This window comes from Neisseria sp. HMSC067G12 (assembly GCF_001812725.1).
Lineage (GTDB): Bacteria > Pseudomonadota > Gammaproteobacteria > Burkholderiales > Neisseriaceae > Neisseria > Neisseria perflava.
Genome location: NZ_KV810182.1, coordinates 158,751 through 179,657 on the forward strand (window position 1 = coordinate 158,751; position 20,907 = coordinate 179,657).

Here is a 20,907-nt window from a genome sequence, read left to right on the forward strand (position 1 = left end):
TCAAAATCCAAACCGCAGGCCGTCTGAAAACGACAGCCTGCCATACATCAAGGAAAACCATGAGAAAACCCCAACGTGGCTATGCCCGCCAAGACCGTGTCAAAGAACAAATCATGCGCGAGCTTGCCGAACTCGTCCGCACCGGCCTGAAAGACCCGCGCGCAGGCTTCATCACCATCAACGAAGTCGAAGTTACCCGCGATTACAGCCACGCAACCGTGTTCTACACCGTCCTCGACGACAGCACACGCGACATTACCGAAGAAGCTTTGGAACACGCCAAAGGTCATTTGCGCAGCGAATTGGCCAAACGCATCAAACTCTTCAAAACGCCTGAGCTGCACTTCAAATACGACGAATCACTCGAACGCGGCATGAGTATTTCCAGCCTGATCGACCAAGTAGCGGCGGAAAAACCGGTTGAAGACTGATTGATTAAAACACACAGGCCGTCTGAACCCTTTCAGACGGCCTAAACATTAACACTCCCCCAACTTAATATGACAGCCAAACCCACCAAACGCCCTGTCAACGGCGTTCTTCTCCTCGACAAACCTGAAAGCCTTTCCAGCAATACCGCCCTGCAAAAGGCGCGGCGCTTGTTCCGTGCCGAAAAAGCCGGGCATACCGGCGTACTTGATCCTTTGGCTACAGGGCTTCTACCTGTTTGTTTCGGTGAAGCGACCAAGTTTGCCCAATATCTGATTGATGCCGACAAAGCCTATACGGCCACTCTGAAACTGGGCGAAGCCAGCAGTACGGGCGACGCCGAAGGTGAAATCATTGCCACCGCACGCGCCGATATTTCATTGTCCGAATTTCAGACGGCCTGCCAAGCCTTAACGGGTGATATCCGCCAAGTGCCGCCGATGTTTTCCGCCCTCAAGCACGAAGGCAAACCGCTATACGAATACGCACGCAAAGGCATCGTTATCGAACGCAAAGCGCGCGACATCACCATTTACTCCATTGATATCACTGAATTTTATGCACCTAAAGCCGTGATAGACGTACGTTGCAGCAAGGGTACCTACATCCGCACACTCAGCGAAGACATCGCCAAACACATCGGCACATTCGCCCACTTGACCGCCCTGCGCCGTACTGAAACCGCCGGCTTTACCATTGCCCAAAGCCACACGCTCGAAGCCTTGACAGAATTGGATGAAGCCGAACGCGATGCCCTATTGCTGCCTTGCGATGTCTTGGTGCAACATTTCCCCAAACTTGAGTTAAACGACTACGCCATTACCATGCTCAAACACGGCCAACGCCCCCAGTTTACCGAAGACATTTCCGCCGAACAGCCCATCCGTGTATACAACCGAGACGGCGCATTTATCGGACTGGTGGAATATCAAAAAGAAATAGGCCGTCTGAAAGCCTTGCGCCTGATGAATACCGCCGATAAATAACTTCCTGCAAAGAGAGCCGATCATGAAAGTCTATACCGCCGCCCAAATGCGCGAACGCGAACAAGCAGCCGTCGATAAAGGCACAAGCTTCGACCAACTAATGGAAAACGCCGGCAGTTCTGCCGCCCGAGACCTCATGCAGCGTCATCCTCAAGCCGGATGCGCCCTGATTGTTTGCGGCAAAGGCAACAACGGCGGCGACGGCTTAGTCATGGCAAGATATATGCAGGCGCAAGGGTGGCACATCGATATTCTGTTTTCACTCGGAGAAAACCTCTCCCCTTTAGCTCAAACCAATCGCGAACGCCTCAACGGTTTGCCCCATATTGAATTGATATCCGCACAAGAACTGGAAGGCCGTCTGAAAAAAGGTTACGACATCATTATCGAAGGCATATTCGGCACAGGCTTCAGTGGCGCACTTCCAACCGAAATCGCCGCCCTCTGCAGCCAACTCAATCATTCAAACGGCCTGAAGGTCGCCCTCGATATCCCCACCGGCCTCAACTGCGACACCGCCGAAGCCGATCCCGACACATTCCGCGCAGACCTGACCTACACCTTTGCCGCCTACAAACCGGCACATTTAAGCGAATCCGGCAAAACCTATTGTCAAGAAACCGTCTGTTTACCTATTGGCATTGATTAAAAAAGCAAATAAGATGTCATATTTAAATCGCTTTATTTTTAGAAACAACACATTCTAAAAGAAACACGCCAATTAATTTACGACCAAATTATCAACGACACGGAAACAGATAATGAACGAACAAGAATACCGCCAAACTTTTAAAGAAGATCAAGCCGTCGGCTGGGAAGCCATCGATGCTGTGCTTAAAGCACTTTATGGTGATATCAAACCTCGTCATTACGGCTCTATTATCAAATACATTCTAGGTGGTGATGACCCATTAGACGGCAGTAGTATTTATGATTGCGAAGAGCAAACCTTCCATCGCCACATTGTTTCCTACGGCATGAGCGAACTTTACTTTAATCCAGAACTTGCCGGTGCAGATTACAGTAAATGGGGATTTGAATTTACCTTCCGTACTCCCCCTTACGATCAGGATCCGGATTCTGGCTACAACACCAAACACGAGCCTTACTGGGCAATTAATCTAATGAATAATCTTGGCCGTTACGTTTTTGAAAGTGGTAACTGGTTTGAAGCCTATCACTTTACTTCAACTAACGACCCTATCCGAATGGATACAGAAACCGCCATCGTCGGCGTAGCCTTCGCACCAGACCCCAAGCTGCCCGCTATCAAAACGCCAAACGGTGAAGTTCAATTTCTGCAGATGGTCGGCCTTACCCAGCCCGAGCTTGACTGGCTCTGGCAAGATCCAACAACCAAACGTTGCCAAGAGCTGATCGATATGATGCGCAAAGACAATCCGCTGTTGATTACCGATTTAGCGCGTACAAAAAGCTATGTACAACCCTAATTGATAAAGCCAAAGGCCGCCTGAAAACAAATTTTCAGACGGCCTTTAGTTTATATTTCAAATAAAAAATAGCAACTTACTTCCAAATCTGAGCCAATTTAATCCCCAGCGCCGTCAAACCAAACGAACCGAAAACATGCAGACAGGTCGCCATCAAAGCCATGCCCCAACGTTGCGCCTGCATCAAACCCACCATCTCCACTGAAAAACCTGAAAATGTGGTCAAGCTGCCGAGAAAGCCGGTAATCCAAAGCAAACGCCATTGCGGATCGGTTAAGAGTTCTGCCAATACGCCGATTAGCAGCGCTCCCAGCCAGTTTGCCGCCAATGTACCGATAGAAAAAGGCGCAGAAGACACCAGCACTAAGCCAAACAACCAACGCAATACAGCCCCAACAGCGGCACCGCAAACAATAGGAAAAATATACGCAAACATAACAAGTTAAACATTCAATTCAAAAAACAGGCCATCCGGTCATGAGGCCGTCTGAAAACCCAGCAAGGATGCCTTCATATCTTATTGCCAAATCTTAGGCGCGGATTTCAAATACCTGTCGTCATCGAAAGTACAAATCCATTGCGGCTTGAGCGCGATGAAAATAGCTGTTGAAATACCGCTCAAAAATGCCTCTGCCCAAGCGATTAAGAAGAAAACAGGAAAGGCGGTTTTCCATAATACCGTCGTATCAAATACATCCGCCCAGTCTAACAAACCGACCAAAATTACGCCGGTAAACACCATTCCGACCGCCGCAGCCCAAAAACCATTCAGAAAAATAAAGATAAATATATTGGCAGGCAAACGCGACACCCAATGGCGGAAACCCAAGTTCACCAATAAAGGCGGAAGCAATACGGACAAGGCATTGATGGGGAACATATGCCAATCGCCCCAAAGCCACAAATACGGAAAAAACAGCAATACGCCAAGGCAGAAAGCGGCAGAAGTGCCCAGCATTAAAGCTGTCAAGTTTAAGGCAAGCAAATGATAGCTCATGCCGGCTAGTTGTCCGCTTTCCGGGGAGGCATTCAAACTCCAAGCCAGCGGCAACATCACGGCAGCCACCAAAAAAGCGGAACGATGCTGCGATACCGACACCCATGCCTGCTTTGCACACAAAGCAAAAATCACCAGCAACACAGGCCATGCCGCCATCACGACACCAACGGGAAACCATCCGTTTTGAAAAATCATCATCTCATCCGCAAAATGTTCAGACGGCCTATTATACGCGTCTCAAGCCATAGCTTTGACAATCCTGTCTGCCTTTGCCGTTAAAGCTTGTTTCGGCTGGTTTTGTTTACCCGAAAAAAGCGTTAGAATAACGGACTTTGCCGTTTAATTAAGGGGATGGACGCATGCTTTGGACAATATTGGCTTTAATTCTGCTTGCTGTCATAGCCGGCTTGTTCTGGTGGCGCCAGAAACAAGAGCAAAAGTGGCGCCAAGAATTGGCCCGACTCAGTGGCGACGAACAAGAAATAAACGAAGAAGACAGCCCGGTCGGTTTTTCCGACCAACTGGACAGCCTGAAACGTTTGTTCAGTATGAACAAGCACACTGCCGACAACCATAAAATCGCCCGCATCCGCCTGCTTTCTGCGCTCGAACACAATAAAACGCAACGCGCCGAAACAAACGAAGAGCATGCAGCAGAGCCGTTTGCCGAAGAGCCGGAACACATCGCAGCTACCGAAGAAGAAATCAAAGTTGCGCCTAAAACCCGTAAATCTGCCAAACCGGAACGTATTCCTAAAATCACGCCGTTTGCACAAATGGAAACTCCCGAATACAGCCCGTCTTTGGTGCAAAACAGCAATTTTGAAGAAATCACATTAGAAGAAGCCACCCGTTCCCTGCACGAAGCAGCGGTTGAAGAATGGAACGAGCATTTGGCAGAAAAAAATGCGCCGATTTACAAAGACGAAGTTGAAACTCCATTATTGCGCGCTTCATCCCTGCCGATGACCGGCATGGAAATCATCGACTACAACGACCCTATCTTGCGCCGCACACGCGAGCGTGCCTTGGCGCGTGCCAATAATGTCCGCGTGGCAGAAGCCAATGCGCCGCATATCGAAACCGTTCAGACGGCCTTAAGAACTGCCGAAAAAGAAGCCATCCTCCCCTATACTTCCATGCAGGCATTCCCTTCTGAAATCCAAGCGGAAGATATTCACGACAACCTTGCCCGCCGCACCGCCGCCCGCCACAAACTAGCTGCGGCCGTCGCCCCATTGCGCGACTACTCTCCGCGCACCATCGAAAATGACGAAATTCTGGCCAATTTGGGACAAATCAGCCGTCCTGCCAGCCTGCGCCGTCAAGTTCGCCATACCGAAGCGGCCGCCGAAAGATGGGCGCGCAAACAAGCTGCCACGGAAGCTGTTGCACCACAACCTGCCGTATCGGCAACGCCGTCCCGTCCAAAACCGGCTGCGCCTGTTAAAAAATCCCCTTATATCTCCCGACCTGCCGCGCCAAACGCAACCGTAGTCGAGCCGCCTGCCGTACCGGTTGTCCCGATGGCGAAAACCGATATTCCCGAGCCGCCCGTTTTCCAAACCTCGATTGCACCGATTGATATCCCCGAGCCGCCTGCTTTCGAACATAAAATCCAAGTGCCGATTTTTGATTCGCAAGTCAATGCGCATGTTAGCAATCAGCCTGAACGCAGTATCCGCGATTATTTAATCAGCGAATCTGCGGAAGAAGAAACAGAATTCGATGGTGAGCCGGAAGCGCCTGTACAAGCGGAAACAGAAGCGATTCAAGCGGTTGAAACGATTGAACCTGTTGAACCTGTTGAAACAATCGCAAGGCCGTCTGAATATACACAGACAGTCATTGAAACGCCTGTTCGAAGCGTAGAACCAAGCGTTCAAGAAGATACACCAAGCATAGCTATTCCAACTTCGGCAACCCTGACCGAGGCACACCTGCCGACCACTGCCCTGCTCCTGCCGCCGCAGTTTGACCCAAGCGCCTCGCAAACTGAAGAACAGTTGCTGGAAAACAGCATTACCATCGAAGAAAAACTGGCCGAGTTCAAAGTTAAAGTCAAAGTGATGGACTCCTATTCCGGCCCGGTCATTACGCGTTATGAGATTGAGCCTGATGTCGGTGTACGCGGCAGTGCCGTTTTGAACCTTGAAAAAGACTTGGCGCGCTCGCTTGGCGTGGCTTCCATCCGCGTGGTGGAAACTATCCCAGGCAAAACCTGCATGGGCTTGGAATTGCCTAATCCGAAACGCCAAATGATCCGCCTGAGCGAAATCTTCAATTCGCCTGCATTTACCGAGTCCAAATCCAAACTGACCCTCGCACTCGGCCAAGACATCACCGGCCAGCCTGTCGTCACCGACTTGGCCAAAGCGCCGCATCTGCTGGTTGCCGGTACGACCGGTTCGGGTAAATCCGTGGGTGTGAATGCCATGATTCTGTCCATGCTCTTCAAAGCAACGCCTGAAGACGTGCGCATGATTATGATTGACCCGAAAATGCTGGAATTAAGCATTTACGAAGGCATTCCTCACCTGCTCGCCCCTGTCGTAACCGATATGAAGCTGGCCGCAAACGCGCTGAACTGGTGCGTCAACGAAATGGAAAAACGCTACCGCCTGATGAGCTTTATGGGCGTGCGCAACCTTGCCGGCTTCAACCAAAAAATTGCCGAAGCCGCCGCTCGTGGCGAAAAAATCGGCAGCCCGTTCAGCCTCACGCCTGAAAATCCTGAACCATTGGAGAAACTGCCGTTTATCGTGGTCGTGGTAGATGAGTTTGCCGATCTGATGATGACTGCAGGCAAGAAAATCGAAGAGCTGATTGCCCGTCTTGCCCAAAAAGCACGCGCAGCCGGCATCCATTTGATTCTTGCCACCCAACGCCCAAGCGTGGATGTCATTACCGGACTTATTAAAGCCAATATTCCGACACGCATTGCCTTCCAAGTGTCCAGCAAAATCGACAGCCGCACGATTCTTGACCAAATGGGTGCGGAAAACTTGCTCGGTCAAGGCGATATGCTGTTCCTGCCACCCGGTACCGGCTATCCGCAACGTGTACACGGCGCATTCGCATCAGACAACGAAGTACACCGCGTAGTGGAATACTTGAAACAATTCAGCACGCCTGACTATATCGACGATATTTTAAGCAGCGGTTCGACCGAGGACTTTACCAGCACCAGCCGCAGCAACGACAGCGACCTCGACCCCATGTATGACGAAGCCGTTTCCGTTGTCTTGAAATCGCGTAAGGCCAGCATTTCCAATATCCAACGCCAACTGCGCATCGGCTACAACCGCGCTGCCCGCCTGATTGATCAAATGGAAGCCGACGGTATTGTTTCCCCGGCGGAAAACAATGGCAACCGCACCATCTTGGCGCAAAGCAGTGAGCATTTAGATTAACTTATCTCCATCAATAAAAGGCCGTCTGAAAAGTTTTCAGACGGCCTTTTTTAATCAGATAATGGGTTCAGAGATTCCAATTAAATAAACAAGCAAATAAGTAATCTGTAAACGGCATTTCTTACAAAAACAAATGCTTTTGCATTAACGGCATTTGCTTCGCTATCAAATAAATCCAGTCCCAATAATCAAAATTCGACCTGCCAAATATATGTCCCTATCCATTTGTCGCCATTTTCAGACGGCCTTTTGTCAGGACTAGAAAAAACAGGTAAATCCATTTTTCGATTAGAAACAATATTATTATGATTCATGCCTTCGGCAACACCCCACCCTTTACGAGGAAAAACAAATGAAAAAATATTTTGCAGAATTTTTCGGCACTTTCTGGCTGGTATTCGGCGGCTGCGGCAGCGCAGTTTTGGCAGCAGCTTACCCTGAGCTTGGCATTGGTTTTGCCGGTGTCGCTTTAGCATTCGGTTTGACCGTACTGACCATGGCTTACGCCGTTGGCCACATTTCCGGCGGCCACTTCAATCCTGCCGTTTCCGTCGGCCTTTTCATCGGCGGCCGTTTCAACGGTAAAGACCTGTTGCCTTACATCGTATCCCAAGTGATCGGTGCGATTACCGCTGCGGGCGTTCTGTATCTGATTGCTTCCGGTAAAACCGGTTTTGATGCTGTTGCTTCCGGCTTTGCCAGCAACGGTTTCGGCGAGCACTCTCCTAACGGTTACGACATGATGGCTGCTTTGCTGATCGAGTTCGTACTGACCGCATTCTTCCTGATCATCATCATGGGTTCTACCGACAAACTGGCTCCGGCCAGCTTTGCCCCTATCGCCATCGGTCTGGGTCTGACCCTGATTCACTTAATCAGCATTCCTGTAACCAATACTTCCGTTAACCCTGCACGCTCTACCGGCGTTGCCTTGTTCCAAGGCGGCTGGGCTGTTGAACAATTGTGGTTGTTCTGGTTGGCTCCTATTGCCGGCGCAGCAGTTGGCGCGGCTATTTACCGCTTCGTTTTGGCTAATGACGACAAATAATCTTGACGGAATGACATTCCCGGTGCGGCTGATACTCTAAACCGACTGCACCCAAGTTGCCGAGACACAAACGCACCGCCTGACTCAGACGGTGCGTTTGTTTTTGCCATGTTACAATACTTTCTTTTCCCACATTCTCAAACCATCATGCAAACCTTACCTTTTCAAACCGATATCGCTGACAGAATGCTGGTCAATACCGAAAACGAAACCATCCATCCCGATGCCGTATTCGTACAAACGCAAAACGGCTATTGGATTGCTTGGCACAACCAACAGGCCGCCCTGCTTGCCCCCGACACACCACCCGATATTCCCTGCTTTTGGGTAAAAGGCGCAGAAAGCCTGGAAGAGCTGGTAAGCATGGTAGAAAACGGCGAATTTGACGAAGTTGAAGAATTTGACGGTGATGATGATGCTTGGCAAGAAGCACTCGGATGCGGCCATCATCACGAAGGACACTGCGGATGCAGCCATTGAGATGCACAAAACGCCTGATTCCGGCACTTGCCCTTTGCCTGACGCTTAACGGCTGCGTTGTAGGTGCGGCTGTCGATTTGGCCGCCACAACCGTCCTGACTGCCGGAAAGTTGGTTGTCAAAGGAACGGGGGCAGTGATTGATGCCGCCATTCCCGACGGTAAAAAAGACAAGGATAAAGAAAAAGAAAAAGAAAAGAGCAAAGGAAAACCAAAATCGGAAGAAATCGTCTATAAAGAAGAATCCTCCGACGAAGTAACGCAATAATCCTTCAGACGGCCTCAGCAAGGTAACCAATCCTACTGAGGCCGTCTGAACATTCATCCTTACATATAGCCCTGTTCGCGCAAAGAGCAGGTTTCTTTTGCCGTCACGATAAAATGGTCCAACAGCGTAATATCGACCAAACTTAAAGCCTGTTTCAAACGCTCTGTAAACTGCACATCAGATTCAGACGGCCTTGCCAAACCGCCCGGATGGTTGTGTGCCAAAATCAAACTGTCGGCGTATTCATCCAATGCCAATTTGACGATTTCACGGATATAAACCGTATTTTCCGCCACCGTACCACGCGACAACTCCCGTACCGCAATCAATTGATTTTGACGATTGAGCAGCAAAGCAACGCTAACCTCGATTTTTTCATGCCCAAGATGCAGGCGCAGATAATCCGCAACCGATTTCGGGTTTGACAAAACAATCTGCTCCTGCAAATCTTCACCCAAAATCCGCCGCCCGATTTCTTTGACCACAGCAAATTGAGTATAGCTTGCCAAACCCATGCCCTTATAAGCAGCGAGTGTTTTGGCATCCGCACTCATCAGCTTCCCCAAACTGCCAAACTCACTCAACAAATAACGTGCCAAATCAACCGCGCTCATACCACGCGTTCCGACACGCAGCAAAATCGCCAGCAACTCCGCATCACTCAATGCCGCCGCACCGTGCGCTAAGAGCTTCTCACGCGGTCGCTCCCCTTCGGGCCATTCTTTGATACTCATGTTTTCCCTTTTTATTTATATAGCGGATTTAGTTTTAATTCCGAGTAAAACCGCCTCGCCCGATATAAAACGTAATCCATTATGGGTTTAGTAAATAAATGCAATTTGCGTATTTTATTCTATTTTGAATAATTATTTAAGACATATAGATAATAATTACCCCCTTTTGTGCAGAAAAACAACGTTACCCATTTTTACTATCTTATTTCCCTGCCTGCCTTTCCTTTCCTATTTGTTTCAAATCAGCCGATACAAGCAATTTCATATTGCCCCTATGAGGCTTAGGCTAATATAATATTGAGTTTGCCGAGAGCAAAAGCTTAGGCTTAAATTGCTTTCTATCCACGCTGCCCGTGCGCTTTACAAGAGTTTCAGACGGCCTCCGTCCGACTCCCGCCAGCAATCAAACAGCTTTTTATCGCCCATTCGAAAATCCGTTTTGCCGGTACTCGTCTTTCTTTTTGGAGTATTGCCATTATGACCGCAACCACTGCGTCTTCAGCCAAACCTTATCTGCAAATCCAAGGCTTGGTGAAAAAGTTTGGTGACAATTACGCTGTCGATAACATCGACTTGGACATTTACCAACATGAAATCTTTGCCCTCTTGGGCAGCTCAGGCAGTGGCAAATCCACGCTGCTGCGCATGTTGGCAGGCATGGAAAGCCCAAATCAGGGCAAAATCATTCTCGACGGCCAAGACATTACCAAGCTTGCTCCGTACGAGCGCCCAATCAACATGATGTTCCAAAGCTATGCCCTGTTCCCACACATGAGCGTTGAGCAAAACATCGCTTTCGGTCTGAAACAAGACAAAATGCCTAAAGGCGAAATCGACGCCCGCGTCGAAGAAATGTTGCGCCTGGTGCAAATGACCAAATACGCCAAACGTAAGCCGCACCAACTCTCCGGCGGCCAGCAACAGCGTATCGCTTTGGCGCGCAGCCTGGCGAAACGTCCTAAAATCCTGCTGCTTGACGAACCTTTGGGCGCACTCGATAAAAAACTGCGCCAACAAACCCAACTGGAATTGGTCAACACGCTGGAACAAGTCGGCGTAACCTGCATCATGGTTACCCACGACCAAGAAGAAGCCATGACCATGGCTACCCGTATCGCCATTATGTCTGACGGCCAATTGCGCCAAGTCGGTACGCCTAGTGATGTGTACGATTACCCTAACAGCCGCTTTACCGCCGAATTTATCGGCGAAACCAATATTTTTGACGGTGTCGTTGTTGATGACCGTGCCGATTTCTCTATCGTCAAATGTGATGGCTTGGAAAACCACGTCCGCATCGACCATGGCTTGGGCGTTCCGAACGACCATGAAATTTGGATCAGTATTCGCCCTGAAGACATTGATTTGCACAAAGAAAAACCGGAACACTTAGGCGCGCACAACTGGGCCCAAGGTACAGTCAAAGAGATTGCCTACCTGGGCAGCTTTGCGATTTACTACATCAAACTCGCCAACGGCCGTGTCGTCAAAAGCCAAGTTCCCGCACCTTATTGGTATGTGCGCAACATTACGCCGCCGACTTGGGACGAGACCGTCTATATCAGCTGGCCTGAAAACCAACCGACACCTCTGTACAGTTAATTTGAGGGAAATGCAATGGACCTTAAAAAACTGAAAAAGAAACTGTTTCGCCGCCCCGGCCAGCGTGCAGTTATTGCCGTACCGTATATTTGGCTCTTGGTGCTGTTTCTGATTCCGTTCGCCATCGTCTTGAAAATCAGCTTTGCCGAACAAGAAATCGCCATTCCGCCATTTACGCCTTTGACGACGATTGATGAAGACTTAGGCCGTCTGAACATTGCCATCAGCTATCAGAACTACGCCGACATCTTCCAAAACTTTTGGAATACGCTCAATCCGTTTGGCGACAGTGAAAACAGCAATATCTATCTGATGACCTACTGGTCTTCGATTAAGACCGCGCTGACGACGACCATCATCTGCCTGTTGATTGGTTATCCGACCGCTTATGCCATTTCACGCGCCAATCCGGCTGCGCGCAACGGCCTGCTGTTGGCAATCATGCTACCTTTCTGGACCTCTTTCCTGTTGCGTGTTTACGCATGGATGGGCTTATTGGGTCACAACGGCATCATCAATAATTTCTTAATCAAATATGGAATCATCAGCGAGCCTTTAGACTTGTTCTACAATGCGTTCTCGCTGAATTTGGTGATGGTTTACGCCTATCTGCCGTTTATGATTTTGCCGCTGTACACACAATTGGTAAAACTGGACAACCGCCTGCTCGAAGCCGCTTCCGACTTGGGCGCAGGTCCGATCAAATCGTTCTTTACCATTACCCTGCCTTTATCCAAAACAGGCATCATCGCAGGCTCTATGCTGGTCTTCGTTCCGGCCGTCGGTGAATTTGTGATTCCTGAATTGGTGGGCGGTTCTGAAAACCTGATGATTGGTAAAGTATTGTGGCAGGCATTCTTCGACCAAAACAACTGGCCGCTGGCTTCTGCTGTCGCCGTCGTCATGGTTGCCCTGCTGGTTGTACCGATTGCCCTGTTCCAGCACTATGAAAACCGCGAATTGGAAGAAGGAGGCAAATAATGCAGAAAACCAAATTATCCTGGTTCTTGAAACTGATGCTCCTGCTCTCGCTGGCATTCCTCTATATTCCGCTGGTAGTTTTAGTCATCTATTCTTTCAATGAATCCAAACTGGTTACCGTTTGGGGCGGTTTCTCAACCAAATGGTACGGCGCATTGATGGAAAACGACACCATCTTGGAAGCAGCTTGGCTGTCATTGCGTATCGCCATTGTTTCCTCACTTGCCGCCGTAGCACTCGGCACATTAGCTGGTTACGCTATGGCGCGTATCAAGCGCTTCCGCGGCAGCACCCTGTTTGCCGGTATGATTTCCGCGCCTATGGTGATGCCTGATGTGATTACCGGTTTGTCCATGCTGCTGTTGATTATTCAGGTGCAAATGTTCCTGCAAGGCAGCGAATTGCTGCAATCGCTATACTTCGATCGCGGTTTCTTCACCATCTTCCTCGGTCACACCACACTTTGCATGGCGTACATTACCGTCGTTATCCGCTCGCGCCTGGTGGAATTGGATCAATCCTTGGAAGAGGCTGCAATGGACTTGGGTGCCCGTCCGCTGAAGATTTTCTTCGTGATTACCCTGCCGCTGATTGCCCCTGCGATTGCTTCAGGCTTCCTCTTGGGCATTACCCTGTCTTTGGACGACTTGGTGATTACCTCCTTCCTATCAGGCCCGGGTTCATCGACATTGCCGCAAGTGATTTTCTCCAAAATCAAACTCGGCCTTGACCCTCAGATGAACGTTTTGGCAACCATCCTGATCGGTATCATCGGTACGCTGGTTATTGTTGTTAACTACTGGATGATGCGTCAGGCAACCAAACGGGAACGCGAGGCTGCCGAAGCCTACCGCCAAGAAAAATTGGCAGCCGAGAAAGCCGCCTAATATGCAGACAGGCTGTCCGATAAAGTGTCGGAACAGCCTGTTTTATTAACTGCATCTTATCCTTTCAGACGGCCTGAACCTAAACCCACATTTAAGGCCGTCTGAAAACCAATTTCAATGAAGTAAAAACCAACCTAAAGCTCAAATCATGATCAATCCCAGCTTCAAGGAATACCTTCCTTCCTACTATGTCAGCACGGCCAATCCCCATCCATCTTATCCGACGCTTGAAGGCCGTCTGAAAACTGAAACCTGCGTTATCGGCGGTGGCCTATCCGGCTTATGCACCGCCCTACCGCTTGCCGAAAACGGCCATGAAGTCATCGTACTTGAAGCCGCTCGTATCGGTTTCGGCGCATCAGGTCGCAGCGGCGGACAAGTCATCAGTGACTTTGCCTGCGGCATGGAAGAAATCGAAAAACAAGTCGGCTTGGAACAGGCACAATGGTTCTGGCAGCAATCCCTGCAAGCCGTCGAACTGGTTGACTCGCGCATTCAAAAACACAATATCCAATGCGATTGGCAACGCGGCTACGCTACCGTCGCCGTCCGTCCTCAGCATTGGGAAGAATTGCAGCAATGGCACGAACACGCTCAAAAACATTATGGTGCAAGCCATTACCAGCTTTGGGATAAAGCCACGCTGAAGCAACAACTTGCCAGCGATATGTATCAAGGCGCGCAATTTGATCCTTTATCCGGTCACTTGCACCCGCTTAATTACACCCTAGGCATTGCCAAAGCGGCAGCCGATGCAGGCGCACAACTTTTTGAGCAATCCCCGATGACGCGTATCGAGCCATGCAATAACGGCTGGCTGGTTCATACACCTAATGGCAGCGTCGAGTGCAAAAACCTCGTTTATGCCGTCAATACTTATGCCGGTTTACACCCGAAATTCAAAGTATTGGAACAAAAAGCCATTGCAGTCAGCACCTTTATCATTGCCACCGAGCCTCTGGGTGAGCGTGCCAAAGACCTGATCCGTAACAATATGGCCATCTGCGACAACCGCCACGTCCTCGATTACTACCGCCTCAGCGCCGACGGCCGCCTGCTCTTCGGCGGCAAAGACAACGAGTTTATCGACGATCCAGACCGCATGACCGAACTCGTCCGCCAAGACATGTTGAAAGTTTTCCCGCAACTTGCCGATGTCAGAATCGAGCATTCTTGGGGAGGCGAATGCGACATTACGCGCAACCTCGTCCCACATTTCGGCCGCCTCGCCCCTACCGTTTTCTACGCCCAAGGCTATTCCGGACACGGCATGGCGATTACCGGCATTGCCGGCTTGGCAATTGCCGAGGCCATCATGGGAGATGAGGGCCGTCTGAAACCTTTTGAGCAACTGCGCCACAGCAACATCATTACCCAGCCTTTCCTGCGCAAACTCGGCTCTTTCCTCGGCTCAAAATACTATCAATGGAAAGACAGCCACTAAATCCAAGCAACAAACATATTTCAGACGGCGGCAGATTCAAGTAAAATTCAGGCCATCTGAAAGCTTAGATACGACAAAATTCAATCATTTATCAGCAAGGAAACCATCATGAGCAACCATCATAAACTCATCATCCTCGGCTCCGGCCCTGCCGGCTATACTGCCGCCGTGTATGCTGCCCGTGCCAACCTCAACCCTGTAATCATTACCGGCGTTGAGCAAGGCGGACAACTGATGACCACCACCGAAGTGGACAACTGGCCTGCCGATGCCGAAGGCGTACAAGGTCCGGAACTGATGGCTCGTTTCCAAGCTCATGCCGAACGCTTCGGTACTGAAATGATTTTTGACCAAATCCACACCGTTGATTTGCAAAACCGTCCGTTTACCCTCAAAGGCGATATGGGCGAATACACTTGCGATGCACTCATCGTTGCCACCGGCGCATCCGCCAAATATTTAGGTTTGCCAAGCGAAGAAACCTTTGCCGGAAAAGGCGTTTCCGCCTGTGCGACTTGCGATGGTTTCTTCTACAAAAAACAAGATGTTGCCGTAGTCGGCGGTGGCAATACCGCTGTGGGAGAAGCACTCTACCTTGCCAATATCGCCAACACCGTTACCCTGATTCACCGCCGCGATAGCTTCCGTGCCGAAAAAATCATGGTGGACAAACTGATGCAACGCGTCGAAGAAGGCAAAATCATCCTCAAGCTCAACAGCTCGGTTGATGAAATCTTGGGCGACGAAAGCGGCGTTACCGGTGCACGCCTGAAACACAATGACGGCAGTACTGAAGAAATCGCTGTAAAAGGCGTTTTCATCGCCATCGGCCACAAACCCAACACCGATATCTTCAAAGGTCAACTCGATATGGATGAAACCGGCTACCTGAAAACCAAAGGCGGTACCGGTGACAATGTCGGCGCAACCAATATCGAAGGCGTATGGGCGGCAGGCGACGTCAAAGACCATACCTACCGTCAAGCCATCACCAGCGCCGCTTCCGGCTGCCAAGCCGCGCTTGATGCCGAACGTTGGCTCGACCGCCACGGTGTATAAACCTCTAAGCTACGCCCTATTCTTTAAAACATAATCAAAAGGCCGTCTGAAATTTCAGACGGCCTATAATCTATCTGCCACACTAAATATTCATTTTAAAAGCAAATTTATATCAAATAAGTACTTTTGCTTTATAATAACGACAAATACCCAACAAACAGGGAACGAACATGAAAAAAACACTAATGACACTTATCCTTTGCGCACTGACTCCTGCCGCCCTGGCTGCCGATACTTACGGCTACCTGGCCATGTGGCAAAACCCAGCCAACAGCGATGAAGCGCTGCAAATCAAAACCACCAAAGAAAATGCCACCCAACTGGATGCGACAGCCGAACTCGAAACATTCTGCAAAGGCCAAGATGCCTTAGCCGGCATCGGTGCAGGCCAAGCAACAGGCTGCAAAACGGTTGTCCCTCTGCACAACACCTGTATCGCTGTTGCCTATCCTAAAGCCATGGGCAAATTGACTGCTCAAAACGTGGTAGCCATTACCTCCCCACGTTTCAAAACCGTGCATCAAATTGCCTTGAACCAATGTATCAAAAAATACGGCTCACAAGGACAATGTGCTTTAGAAACAGTCTATTGCACTTCCGAAACCTACTATCAAGGTACAGTCAAAACCCTTTGGGAAAAAATCAAATCCATTTAAGGCCGTCTGAAAATAAAACCGGCTTGCCCGATATTCTCCATATCACGGCAAGCCGGTTTTTTATTCTGGCTTTTATTTGCTGTTTTTTTCCAACAATTTGGCCACAACGCCTTCAGCCTGTTTCACCAAATCAGGGTTGGTTCGGAAGTGGTTTTCATCATTTAAAGAGTAGCTGACAGTAGAAACCGCATACTTCGTGCTTCGCAACACAAATACGCCTTTACGCAAGATTTCGTCATTGCCTTTGGTTTTGTAACGCAGATTATACGGGCAAGAAGAATCATACAGTTTGCCACGGTTGTCTGCGGTTACAATCGTGCTGCCAATGCCGCGTTTTGCCAAAGCTTTGGACAAAGCCTTGTCCAAATCATGCGGACGCACTTTTGCATTCTGAATGATGCAGACATGTTTGATGCTGGTCAGCTCTTCAGGTTTCAATACTCTTTGTTCCGTAGTAGAACACGCGCCCAGCAACAATACGGCTGAAGCCGCTGCTAAAATCATGGTTTTCATCTGTTTTCCTTTTTAAAATTTTCAAACAATAAATATTCAGACGGCCTTTACAAAAAGGCCGTCTGAAAAAATCAACGTACGTTTTTCATCAAACGTTGTTTCTCACGCTTCCAATCCGCTTCTTTCAGGCTTTGGCGTTTGTCATGCTGTTTCTTACCCTTGGCCAAACCGATTTCCACTTTGATTCTACCACGTGTGTAATGCAGGTTTAAGGGCACAATCGTATAACCGGCACGTTCGGTTTTACCGATTAACTTGTTGATTTCCGATTGTTTCAACAACAACTTACGCGGACGGACAGGGTCGGGTTTGACGTGTGTCGAGGCAGTGGGCAATGCGGTAATGTGGCAGCCCACCAAATAGAATGCGTCTTTTTTCCAGTAGATATAGCTTTCTTTTAATTGCACGCGTGCAGCGCGGATGGCTTTGACTTCCCATCCCTCCAATACTATACCGGCTTCGATTTGGTCTTCGATAAAGAAATCGTGAAAGGCTTTTTTATTATTGGCAATACTCATTGTGCTGATTCTTTACAAACTTTTCAGACGGCCTATTTTATCAGGCATGCTTAAAAAATAAAACGGCAAACGGTTTTGAAACGTTTATTCGCTTAAAACATGGCGGCGGTAAAAACGGTCGATATCAGCAATCGCTTTTTCATCTTCAGGGCGCAAATCCAGTTTCAAATCGGCAAGGCGGATTAAGATTTGGTCTTCACGCTCGGCAACGGCGCAGCTGACCTCGCCTTCGCTACGAAAATGACGGATAAGCTCGTCTAACTGGTTTAAAGCATTTTGATAAGATGAATTTTGATTCACAATTTTTAACTCGAACGCCCATAAAAAATGGCGGGAAACCCCGCCATGATTTTACGGCTTACGCCGCGCATTTGATTAAGCAGCTTGAATGTTAGCAGCTTGTTTGCCTTTAGGGCCGGTGGTTACGTCGAAAGATACGCGTTGACCTTCTTTCAGGGTTTTGAAACCATCCATGTTGATCGCTGAGAAGTGAGCGAACAAATCTTCGCCACCTTCATCAGGAGTGATGAAACCAAAACCTTTAGCGTCGTTAAACCATTTTACGATACCGGTTGCCATTAGAAACTTCCTATACTTAAAAATTAACAAAATCAGCAAAACAAGGCATACAGCAAACTAAAACGTTCAGCGTTTCTCCCACGTATCACATACGCGGTCGAGTGCCAACTTCTGCTTAACCGTCTTTTTACATTTGTTAAGACAAAACGTCAAGCTATGTTTTCAAAAAAGTGGGAAAATAGAAAAAAATTGCCGAAATACAACAGAAAACTGTTTACACTCTAAAACAGGCCGTCTGAAAACTGAAACCTAAGCTTATGAACCATCCGAATACCGACCACCAATCCGATACCCTGCTCAGCGATATCAACACACAGCCGCCGAAACGTTACGGCGTATTTTTATTGAACGACGATTACACCACCATGGAATTTGTCGTCGAAATCCTGACCGAAGTCTTTATGCTTACACAGGAACAGGCAGTGGCCGTCATGTTGCTGGTGCACCACGAAGGCAAAGGCCTGTGCGGCACCTACACGCGCGATATTGCGCAGACCAAGCAACATCAGGTCATGGAACGTGCCAAAGCTGAAGGGCATCCGCTCAAATGTATAGTCGAAGAGGTTTAAATCATGCTTTCACCCGAATTGGAACACATCCTGCAACTGCTCTACCGTGAAGCACGCAACGCCCGTTATGAGTTTATCAGCTTGGAACACCTGCTTTTGGTGTTGATAGAAGAAGATGCGGCTGTGCCGAACGTCTTGAAACTGTGTGGTGCGGATTTGAAAGTCCTGTCCGAGCAGCTTGCGGCCAGCGTTGCAGAAAATACACCGCAAATTCCCGATCATCTTCTGGATACGGTCGAAACCCAGCCGACATTGGGCTTCCAACGCGTCATCCAACGGGCAATGGTGCATACCCAGTCTGCCGGCAAAGCCGCAGTAGAGCCTTTGGATATTTTGGTTGCCATGATGAGCGAATCTGAAAGCCATGCCGTTTATTTCCTCAAATTGCAATCCATTACACGCTTTGAAGTCTTGCGTTGCATTGCCCATGGCTCGCCTGATGACGAAGACTGCAATGATTCAGACGGCCTGGGACGCGAGGGCGAAGAAGCGGAACAGAAAACCGGCTCTCTTTCCGACTACACCGTCAACCTCAACGCCGAAGTCAAAGCCGGCCGTATCGACCCTTTGATTGGTCGCAAACACGAAATGGAAAGGCTGGTACAAATCCTGTGCCGCCGCCGCAAAAACAATCCGCTTTTGGTCGGCGAGGCTGGTGTGGGCAAAACCGCGCTGGCGGAAGGCTTAGCACACCAAATCGTCAACGGCGATATTCCCGACGTGCTGAAAGAAGCCGAAGTATACGCACTGGATATGGGTTCGCTTTTGGCGGGCACGAAATACCGCGGCGACTTTGAAGCACGGGTCAAATCCGTCTTGAAACAGCTCGAAAAAATCCCGCACGCCATTTTATTCATCGACGAAATCCACACCATCATCGGCGCGGGCAGCACCAGCGGTGGCACAATGGATGCGTCTAACCTGCTCAAACCTGCGCTGGCAAAAGGCTCGCTGCGCTGCATCGGTGCGACCACTTATGACGAATACCGTACCATTTTCGACAAAGACCACGCCTTAAGCCGCCGTTTCCAAAAAATTGACGTGGTCGAGCCTACCATTTCCGAAACCGTACAAATCCTGCGCGGCTTGAAACCGATGTTTGAAGATTTCCACCAAGTCCGCTATACGCAAGGCGCACTTGAAGCCGCAGCCGAACTTTCCGCCCGCTACATCAACGAACGTTTCCTGCCCGACAAAGCCATCGACGTAATGGATGAAGCAGGCGCGGCGCAACGGATTTTGCCCAAATCCAAACAGAAAAAAGTCATCGGCAAAGCGCAAATCGAAACCGTCATCGCCAAAGTTGCGCGGATTCCCGAAAAAACCGTGTCGCACGACGACAAACAAGTGTTGCAATTCCTCGGCCGTGATTTGAAAAACATGGTTTACGGTCAGGAAAACGCCATTGACGCGCTGGTTGCCGCCGTCAAAATGTCGCGCTCCGGCCTCGCCCTGCCCGACAAACCGATAGGCAGTTTCCTCTTCTCCGGCCCAACCGGCGTCGGCAAAACCGAAGTCGCCAAACAGCTTGCCTACTCGATGGGCGTACCGCTGCAACGCTTTGATATGTCCGAATACATGGAACGCCACGCCGTATCGCGCCTCATCGGCGCACCACCAGGCTACGTCGGCTTTGAACAAGGCGGCCTTTTGACCGAAGCCGTCAACAAGCAGCCGCATTGCGTGTTGCTCTTGGACGAAATCGAAAAAGCCCACCCCGACATTTTCAACGTCCTCCTGCAAGTCATGGACGCAGGCAAACTGACCGACAACAACGGCAAGAGTGCCGACTTCCGCAACGTCATCCTGATTATGACCACCAACGCAGGCGCGGAAAGCCTCAGCCGACCCAACCTCGGCTTTACCGCCAAACGCGAGCGCGGCGACGAAATGCAGGCAATCAACAAACTCTTCACGCCCGAGTTCCGCAACCGCTTGGACGCGATTATCCCATTTGCGCCCTTGTCCGAACCCATTATCGTCAAAGTCGTGGACAAATTCCTGCTCCAGCTCGAACACCAGCTCCTCGACAAAAAAGTCGAAGCCGAATTCACACCGGCATTGCGCAAATATCTGGCGGAAAAAGGTTTCGACCCGCAAATGGGCGCACGCCCGATGAACCGCCTGATCCAGGAAAAAATCCGCAAACCGCTCGCCGACGAACTTCTGTTCGGCAAACTCACCGAAGGTGGCTTTGTGCTGATAGACTGGGATGCAGCAAAAGAAAAAGCCGTGTTGAAGTTTAAGAAAAGCAAGGTCAAACCTGAAACAGAAACTGTTTAACCGACTGAA

General features: G+C 49.5%; 23 protein-coding genes. 16 read left to right on the forward strand and 7 right to left on the reverse strand.

The genetic code is table 11. The annotated features are described in order from the left end of the window. The first annotated feature begins 59 nt into the window (after positions 1–59). The 4 genes from rbfA to HMPREF2871_RS00815 all read left to right on the forward strand — a co-directional run bounded on the left by rbfA (position 60) and on the right by HMPREF2871_RS00815 (position 2,866). A complete protein-coding gene (rbfA, locus tag HMPREF2871_RS00800; protein WP_003685554.1) occupies positions 60–431 on the forward strand; it encodes a 30S ribosome-binding factor RbfA in 372 nt (123 codons plus the stop codon). A gap of 69 nt (positions 432–500) precedes the next feature. Further along, positions 501–1,415 (forward strand): tRNA pseudouridine(55) synthase TruB, encoded by a 915-nt coding sequence (gene truB, locus HMPREF2871_RS00805; RefSeq protein ID WP_004520780.1) that lies wholly within the window; start codon positions 501–503, stop codon positions 1,413–1,415. 22 nt (positions 1,416–1,437) lie between these two features. Further along, the gene (locus HMPREF2871_RS00810) at positions 1,438–2,064 is read left to right on the forward strand and encodes an NAD(P)H-hydrate epimerase (RefSeq protein WP_004520781.1); all 627 of its coding nucleotides are present in this window, start codon (positions 1,438–1,440) and stop codon (positions 2,062–2,064) included. 112 nt (positions 2,065–2,176) lie between these two features. Further along, entirely contained in the window at positions 2,177–2,866 is a 690-nt protein-coding gene (locus HMPREF2871_RS00815; RefSeq protein WP_004520782.1) for a suppressor of fused domain protein, read from the forward strand. A gap of 76 nt (positions 2,867–2,942) precedes the next feature. Here the strand turns inward: HMPREF2871_RS00815 and HMPREF2871_RS00820 are convergent, their stop codons facing one another. Together HMPREF2871_RS00820 and HMPREF2871_RS00825 are read right to left on the reverse strand one after the other, a co-directional pair. Further along, complete coding sequence (locus tag HMPREF2871_RS00820) at positions 2,943–3,302, reverse strand: CrcB family protein (protein WP_003679592.1); 360 nt, start codon at positions 3,300–3,302, stop codon at positions 2,943–2,945. Positions 3,303–3,383: 81 nt separating this feature from the next. Continuing rightward, positions 3,384–4,061 (reverse strand): energy-coupling factor ABC transporter permease, encoded by a 678-nt coding sequence (locus tag HMPREF2871_RS00825; protein ID WP_049335881.1) that lies wholly within the window; start codon positions 4,059–4,061, stop codon positions 3,384–3,386. A 164-nt stretch (positions 4,062–4,225) separates the two neighbouring features. Here HMPREF2871_RS00825 and HMPREF2871_RS00830 point away from each other — a divergent pair, with 164 nt between their 5' ends. The 4 genes from HMPREF2871_RS00830 to HMPREF2871_RS00845 all read left to right on the forward strand — a co-directional run bounded on the left by HMPREF2871_RS00830 (position 4,226) and on the right by HMPREF2871_RS00845 (position 9,073). Continuing rightward, positions 4,226–7,279: a DNA translocase FtsK gene (locus tag HMPREF2871_RS00830; protein ID WP_004520784.1), complete on the forward strand. Its 3,054-nt coding sequence runs from the start codon at positions 4,226–4,228 to the stop codon at positions 7,277–7,279. 352 nt (positions 7,280–7,631) lie between these two features. Further along, positions 7,632–8,327 (forward strand): aquaporin Z, encoded by a 696-nt coding sequence (gene aqpZ / locus HMPREF2871_RS00835; protein ID WP_049344166.1) that lies wholly within the window; start codon positions 7,632–7,634, stop codon positions 8,325–8,327. 147 nt (positions 8,328–8,474) lie between these two features. Continuing rightward, on the forward strand, positions 8,475–8,807 hold the full coding sequence (locus HMPREF2871_RS00840) for a hypothetical protein (RefSeq protein WP_049344250.1): 333 nt from the start codon (positions 8,475–8,477) through the stop codon (positions 8,805–8,807). Next, on the forward strand, positions 8,795–9,073 hold the full coding sequence (locus HMPREF2871_RS00845; RefSeq protein WP_049344164.1) for an NF038104 family lipoprotein: 279 nt from the start codon (positions 8,795–8,797) through the stop codon (positions 9,071–9,073). The genes HMPREF2871_RS00840 and HMPREF2871_RS00845 overlap by 13 nt, the downstream gene beginning before the upstream one ends. 59 nt (positions 9,074–9,132) lie before the next feature. On the opposite strand, the gene radC is transcribed toward HMPREF2871_RS00845, so the two are convergent. Next, on the reverse strand, positions 9,133–9,807 hold the full coding sequence (gene radC, locus HMPREF2871_RS00850; protein ID WP_049344162.1) for a RadC family protein: 675 nt from the start codon (positions 9,805–9,807) through the stop codon (positions 9,133–9,135). A gap of 477 nt (positions 9,808–10,284) precedes the next feature. Between radC and potA the strand changes: the two genes are divergently transcribed. The 6 genes from potA to HMPREF2871_RS00880 all read left to right on the forward strand — a co-directional run bounded on the left by potA (position 10,285) and on the right by HMPREF2871_RS00880 (position 16,436). Continuing rightward, positions 10,285–11,409, forward strand: coding sequence for an ABC transporter ATP-binding protein (gene potA / locus HMPREF2871_RS00855; RefSeq protein WP_049344161.1), 1,125 nt, complete (start codon positions 10,285–10,287; stop codon positions 11,407–11,409). Positions 11,410–11,424: 15 nt separating this feature from the next. Then, positions 11,425–12,390, forward strand: coding sequence for an ABC transporter permease subunit (locus HMPREF2871_RS00860; RefSeq protein WP_049335897.1), 966 nt, complete (start codon positions 11,425–11,427; stop codon positions 12,388–12,390). After that, entirely contained in the window at positions 12,390–13,277 is an 888-nt protein-coding gene (locus tag HMPREF2871_RS00865; RefSeq protein ID WP_003679574.1) for an ABC transporter permease subunit, read from the forward strand. The genes HMPREF2871_RS00860 and HMPREF2871_RS00865 overlap by 1 nt, the downstream gene beginning before the upstream one ends. A 148-nt stretch (positions 13,278–13,425) precedes the next feature. Beyond that, complete coding sequence (locus HMPREF2871_RS00870) at positions 13,426–14,721, forward strand: NAD(P)/FAD-dependent oxidoreductase (RefSeq protein WP_049335898.1); 1,296 nt, start codon at positions 13,426–13,428, stop codon at positions 14,719–14,721. A gap of 108 nt (positions 14,722–14,829) precedes the next feature. Beyond that, entirely contained in the window at positions 14,830–15,780 is a 951-nt protein-coding gene (gene trxB, locus HMPREF2871_RS00875) for a thioredoxin-disulfide reductase (protein ID WP_004520795.1), read from the forward strand. Between the two features lie 170 nt (positions 15,781–15,950). Beyond that, entirely contained in the window at positions 15,951–16,436 is a 486-nt protein-coding gene (locus HMPREF2871_RS00880) for a DUF4189 domain-containing protein (protein WP_004520796.1), read from the forward strand. Between the two features lie 72 nt (positions 16,437–16,508). Here the strand turns inward: HMPREF2871_RS00880 and HMPREF2871_RS00885 are convergent, their stop codons facing one another. From HMPREF2871_RS00885 to HMPREF2871_RS00900, 4 genes are all read right to left on the reverse strand, one after another. Next, positions 16,509–16,949 (reverse strand): hypothetical protein, encoded by a 441-nt coding sequence (locus HMPREF2871_RS00885; RefSeq protein ID WP_004520797.1) that lies wholly within the window; start codon positions 16,947–16,949, stop codon positions 16,509–16,511. A gap of 71 nt (positions 16,950–17,020) precedes the next feature. Beyond that, complete coding sequence (gene smpB, locus HMPREF2871_RS00890; protein ID WP_003679566.1) at positions 17,021–17,467, reverse strand: SsrA-binding protein SmpB; 447 nt, start codon at positions 17,465–17,467, stop codon at positions 17,021–17,023. An 84-nt stretch (positions 17,468–17,551) separates the two neighbouring features. After that, a complete protein-coding gene (locus HMPREF2871_RS00895) occupies positions 17,552–17,767 on the reverse strand; it encodes a hypothetical protein (protein WP_003679564.1) in 216 nt (71 codons plus the stop codon). Positions 17,768–17,842: 75 nt separating this feature from the next. After that, positions 17,843–18,046 carry a cold-shock protein gene (locus HMPREF2871_RS00900; protein WP_003682902.1) on the reverse strand — a complete coding sequence of 68 codons (204 nt, stop codon included), beginning with the start codon at positions 18,044–18,046 and terminating at the stop codon, positions 17,843–17,845. A gap of 257 nt (positions 18,047–18,303) precedes the next feature. Here HMPREF2871_RS00900 and clpS point away from each other — a divergent pair, with 257 nt between their 5' ends. Then, positions 18,304–18,615: an ATP-dependent Clp protease adapter ClpS gene (gene clpS / locus HMPREF2871_RS00905; RefSeq protein WP_004520799.1), complete on the forward strand. Its 312-nt coding sequence runs from the start codon at positions 18,304–18,306 to the stop codon at positions 18,613–18,615. A 3-nt stretch (positions 18,616–18,618) separates the two neighbouring features. Beyond that, complete coding sequence (gene clpA, locus HMPREF2871_RS00910; protein WP_004520800.1) at positions 18,619–20,898, forward strand: ATP-dependent Clp protease ATP-binding subunit ClpA; 2,280 nt, start codon at positions 18,619–18,621, stop codon at positions 20,896–20,898. Positions 20,899–20,907 lie beyond the last annotated feature (9 nt).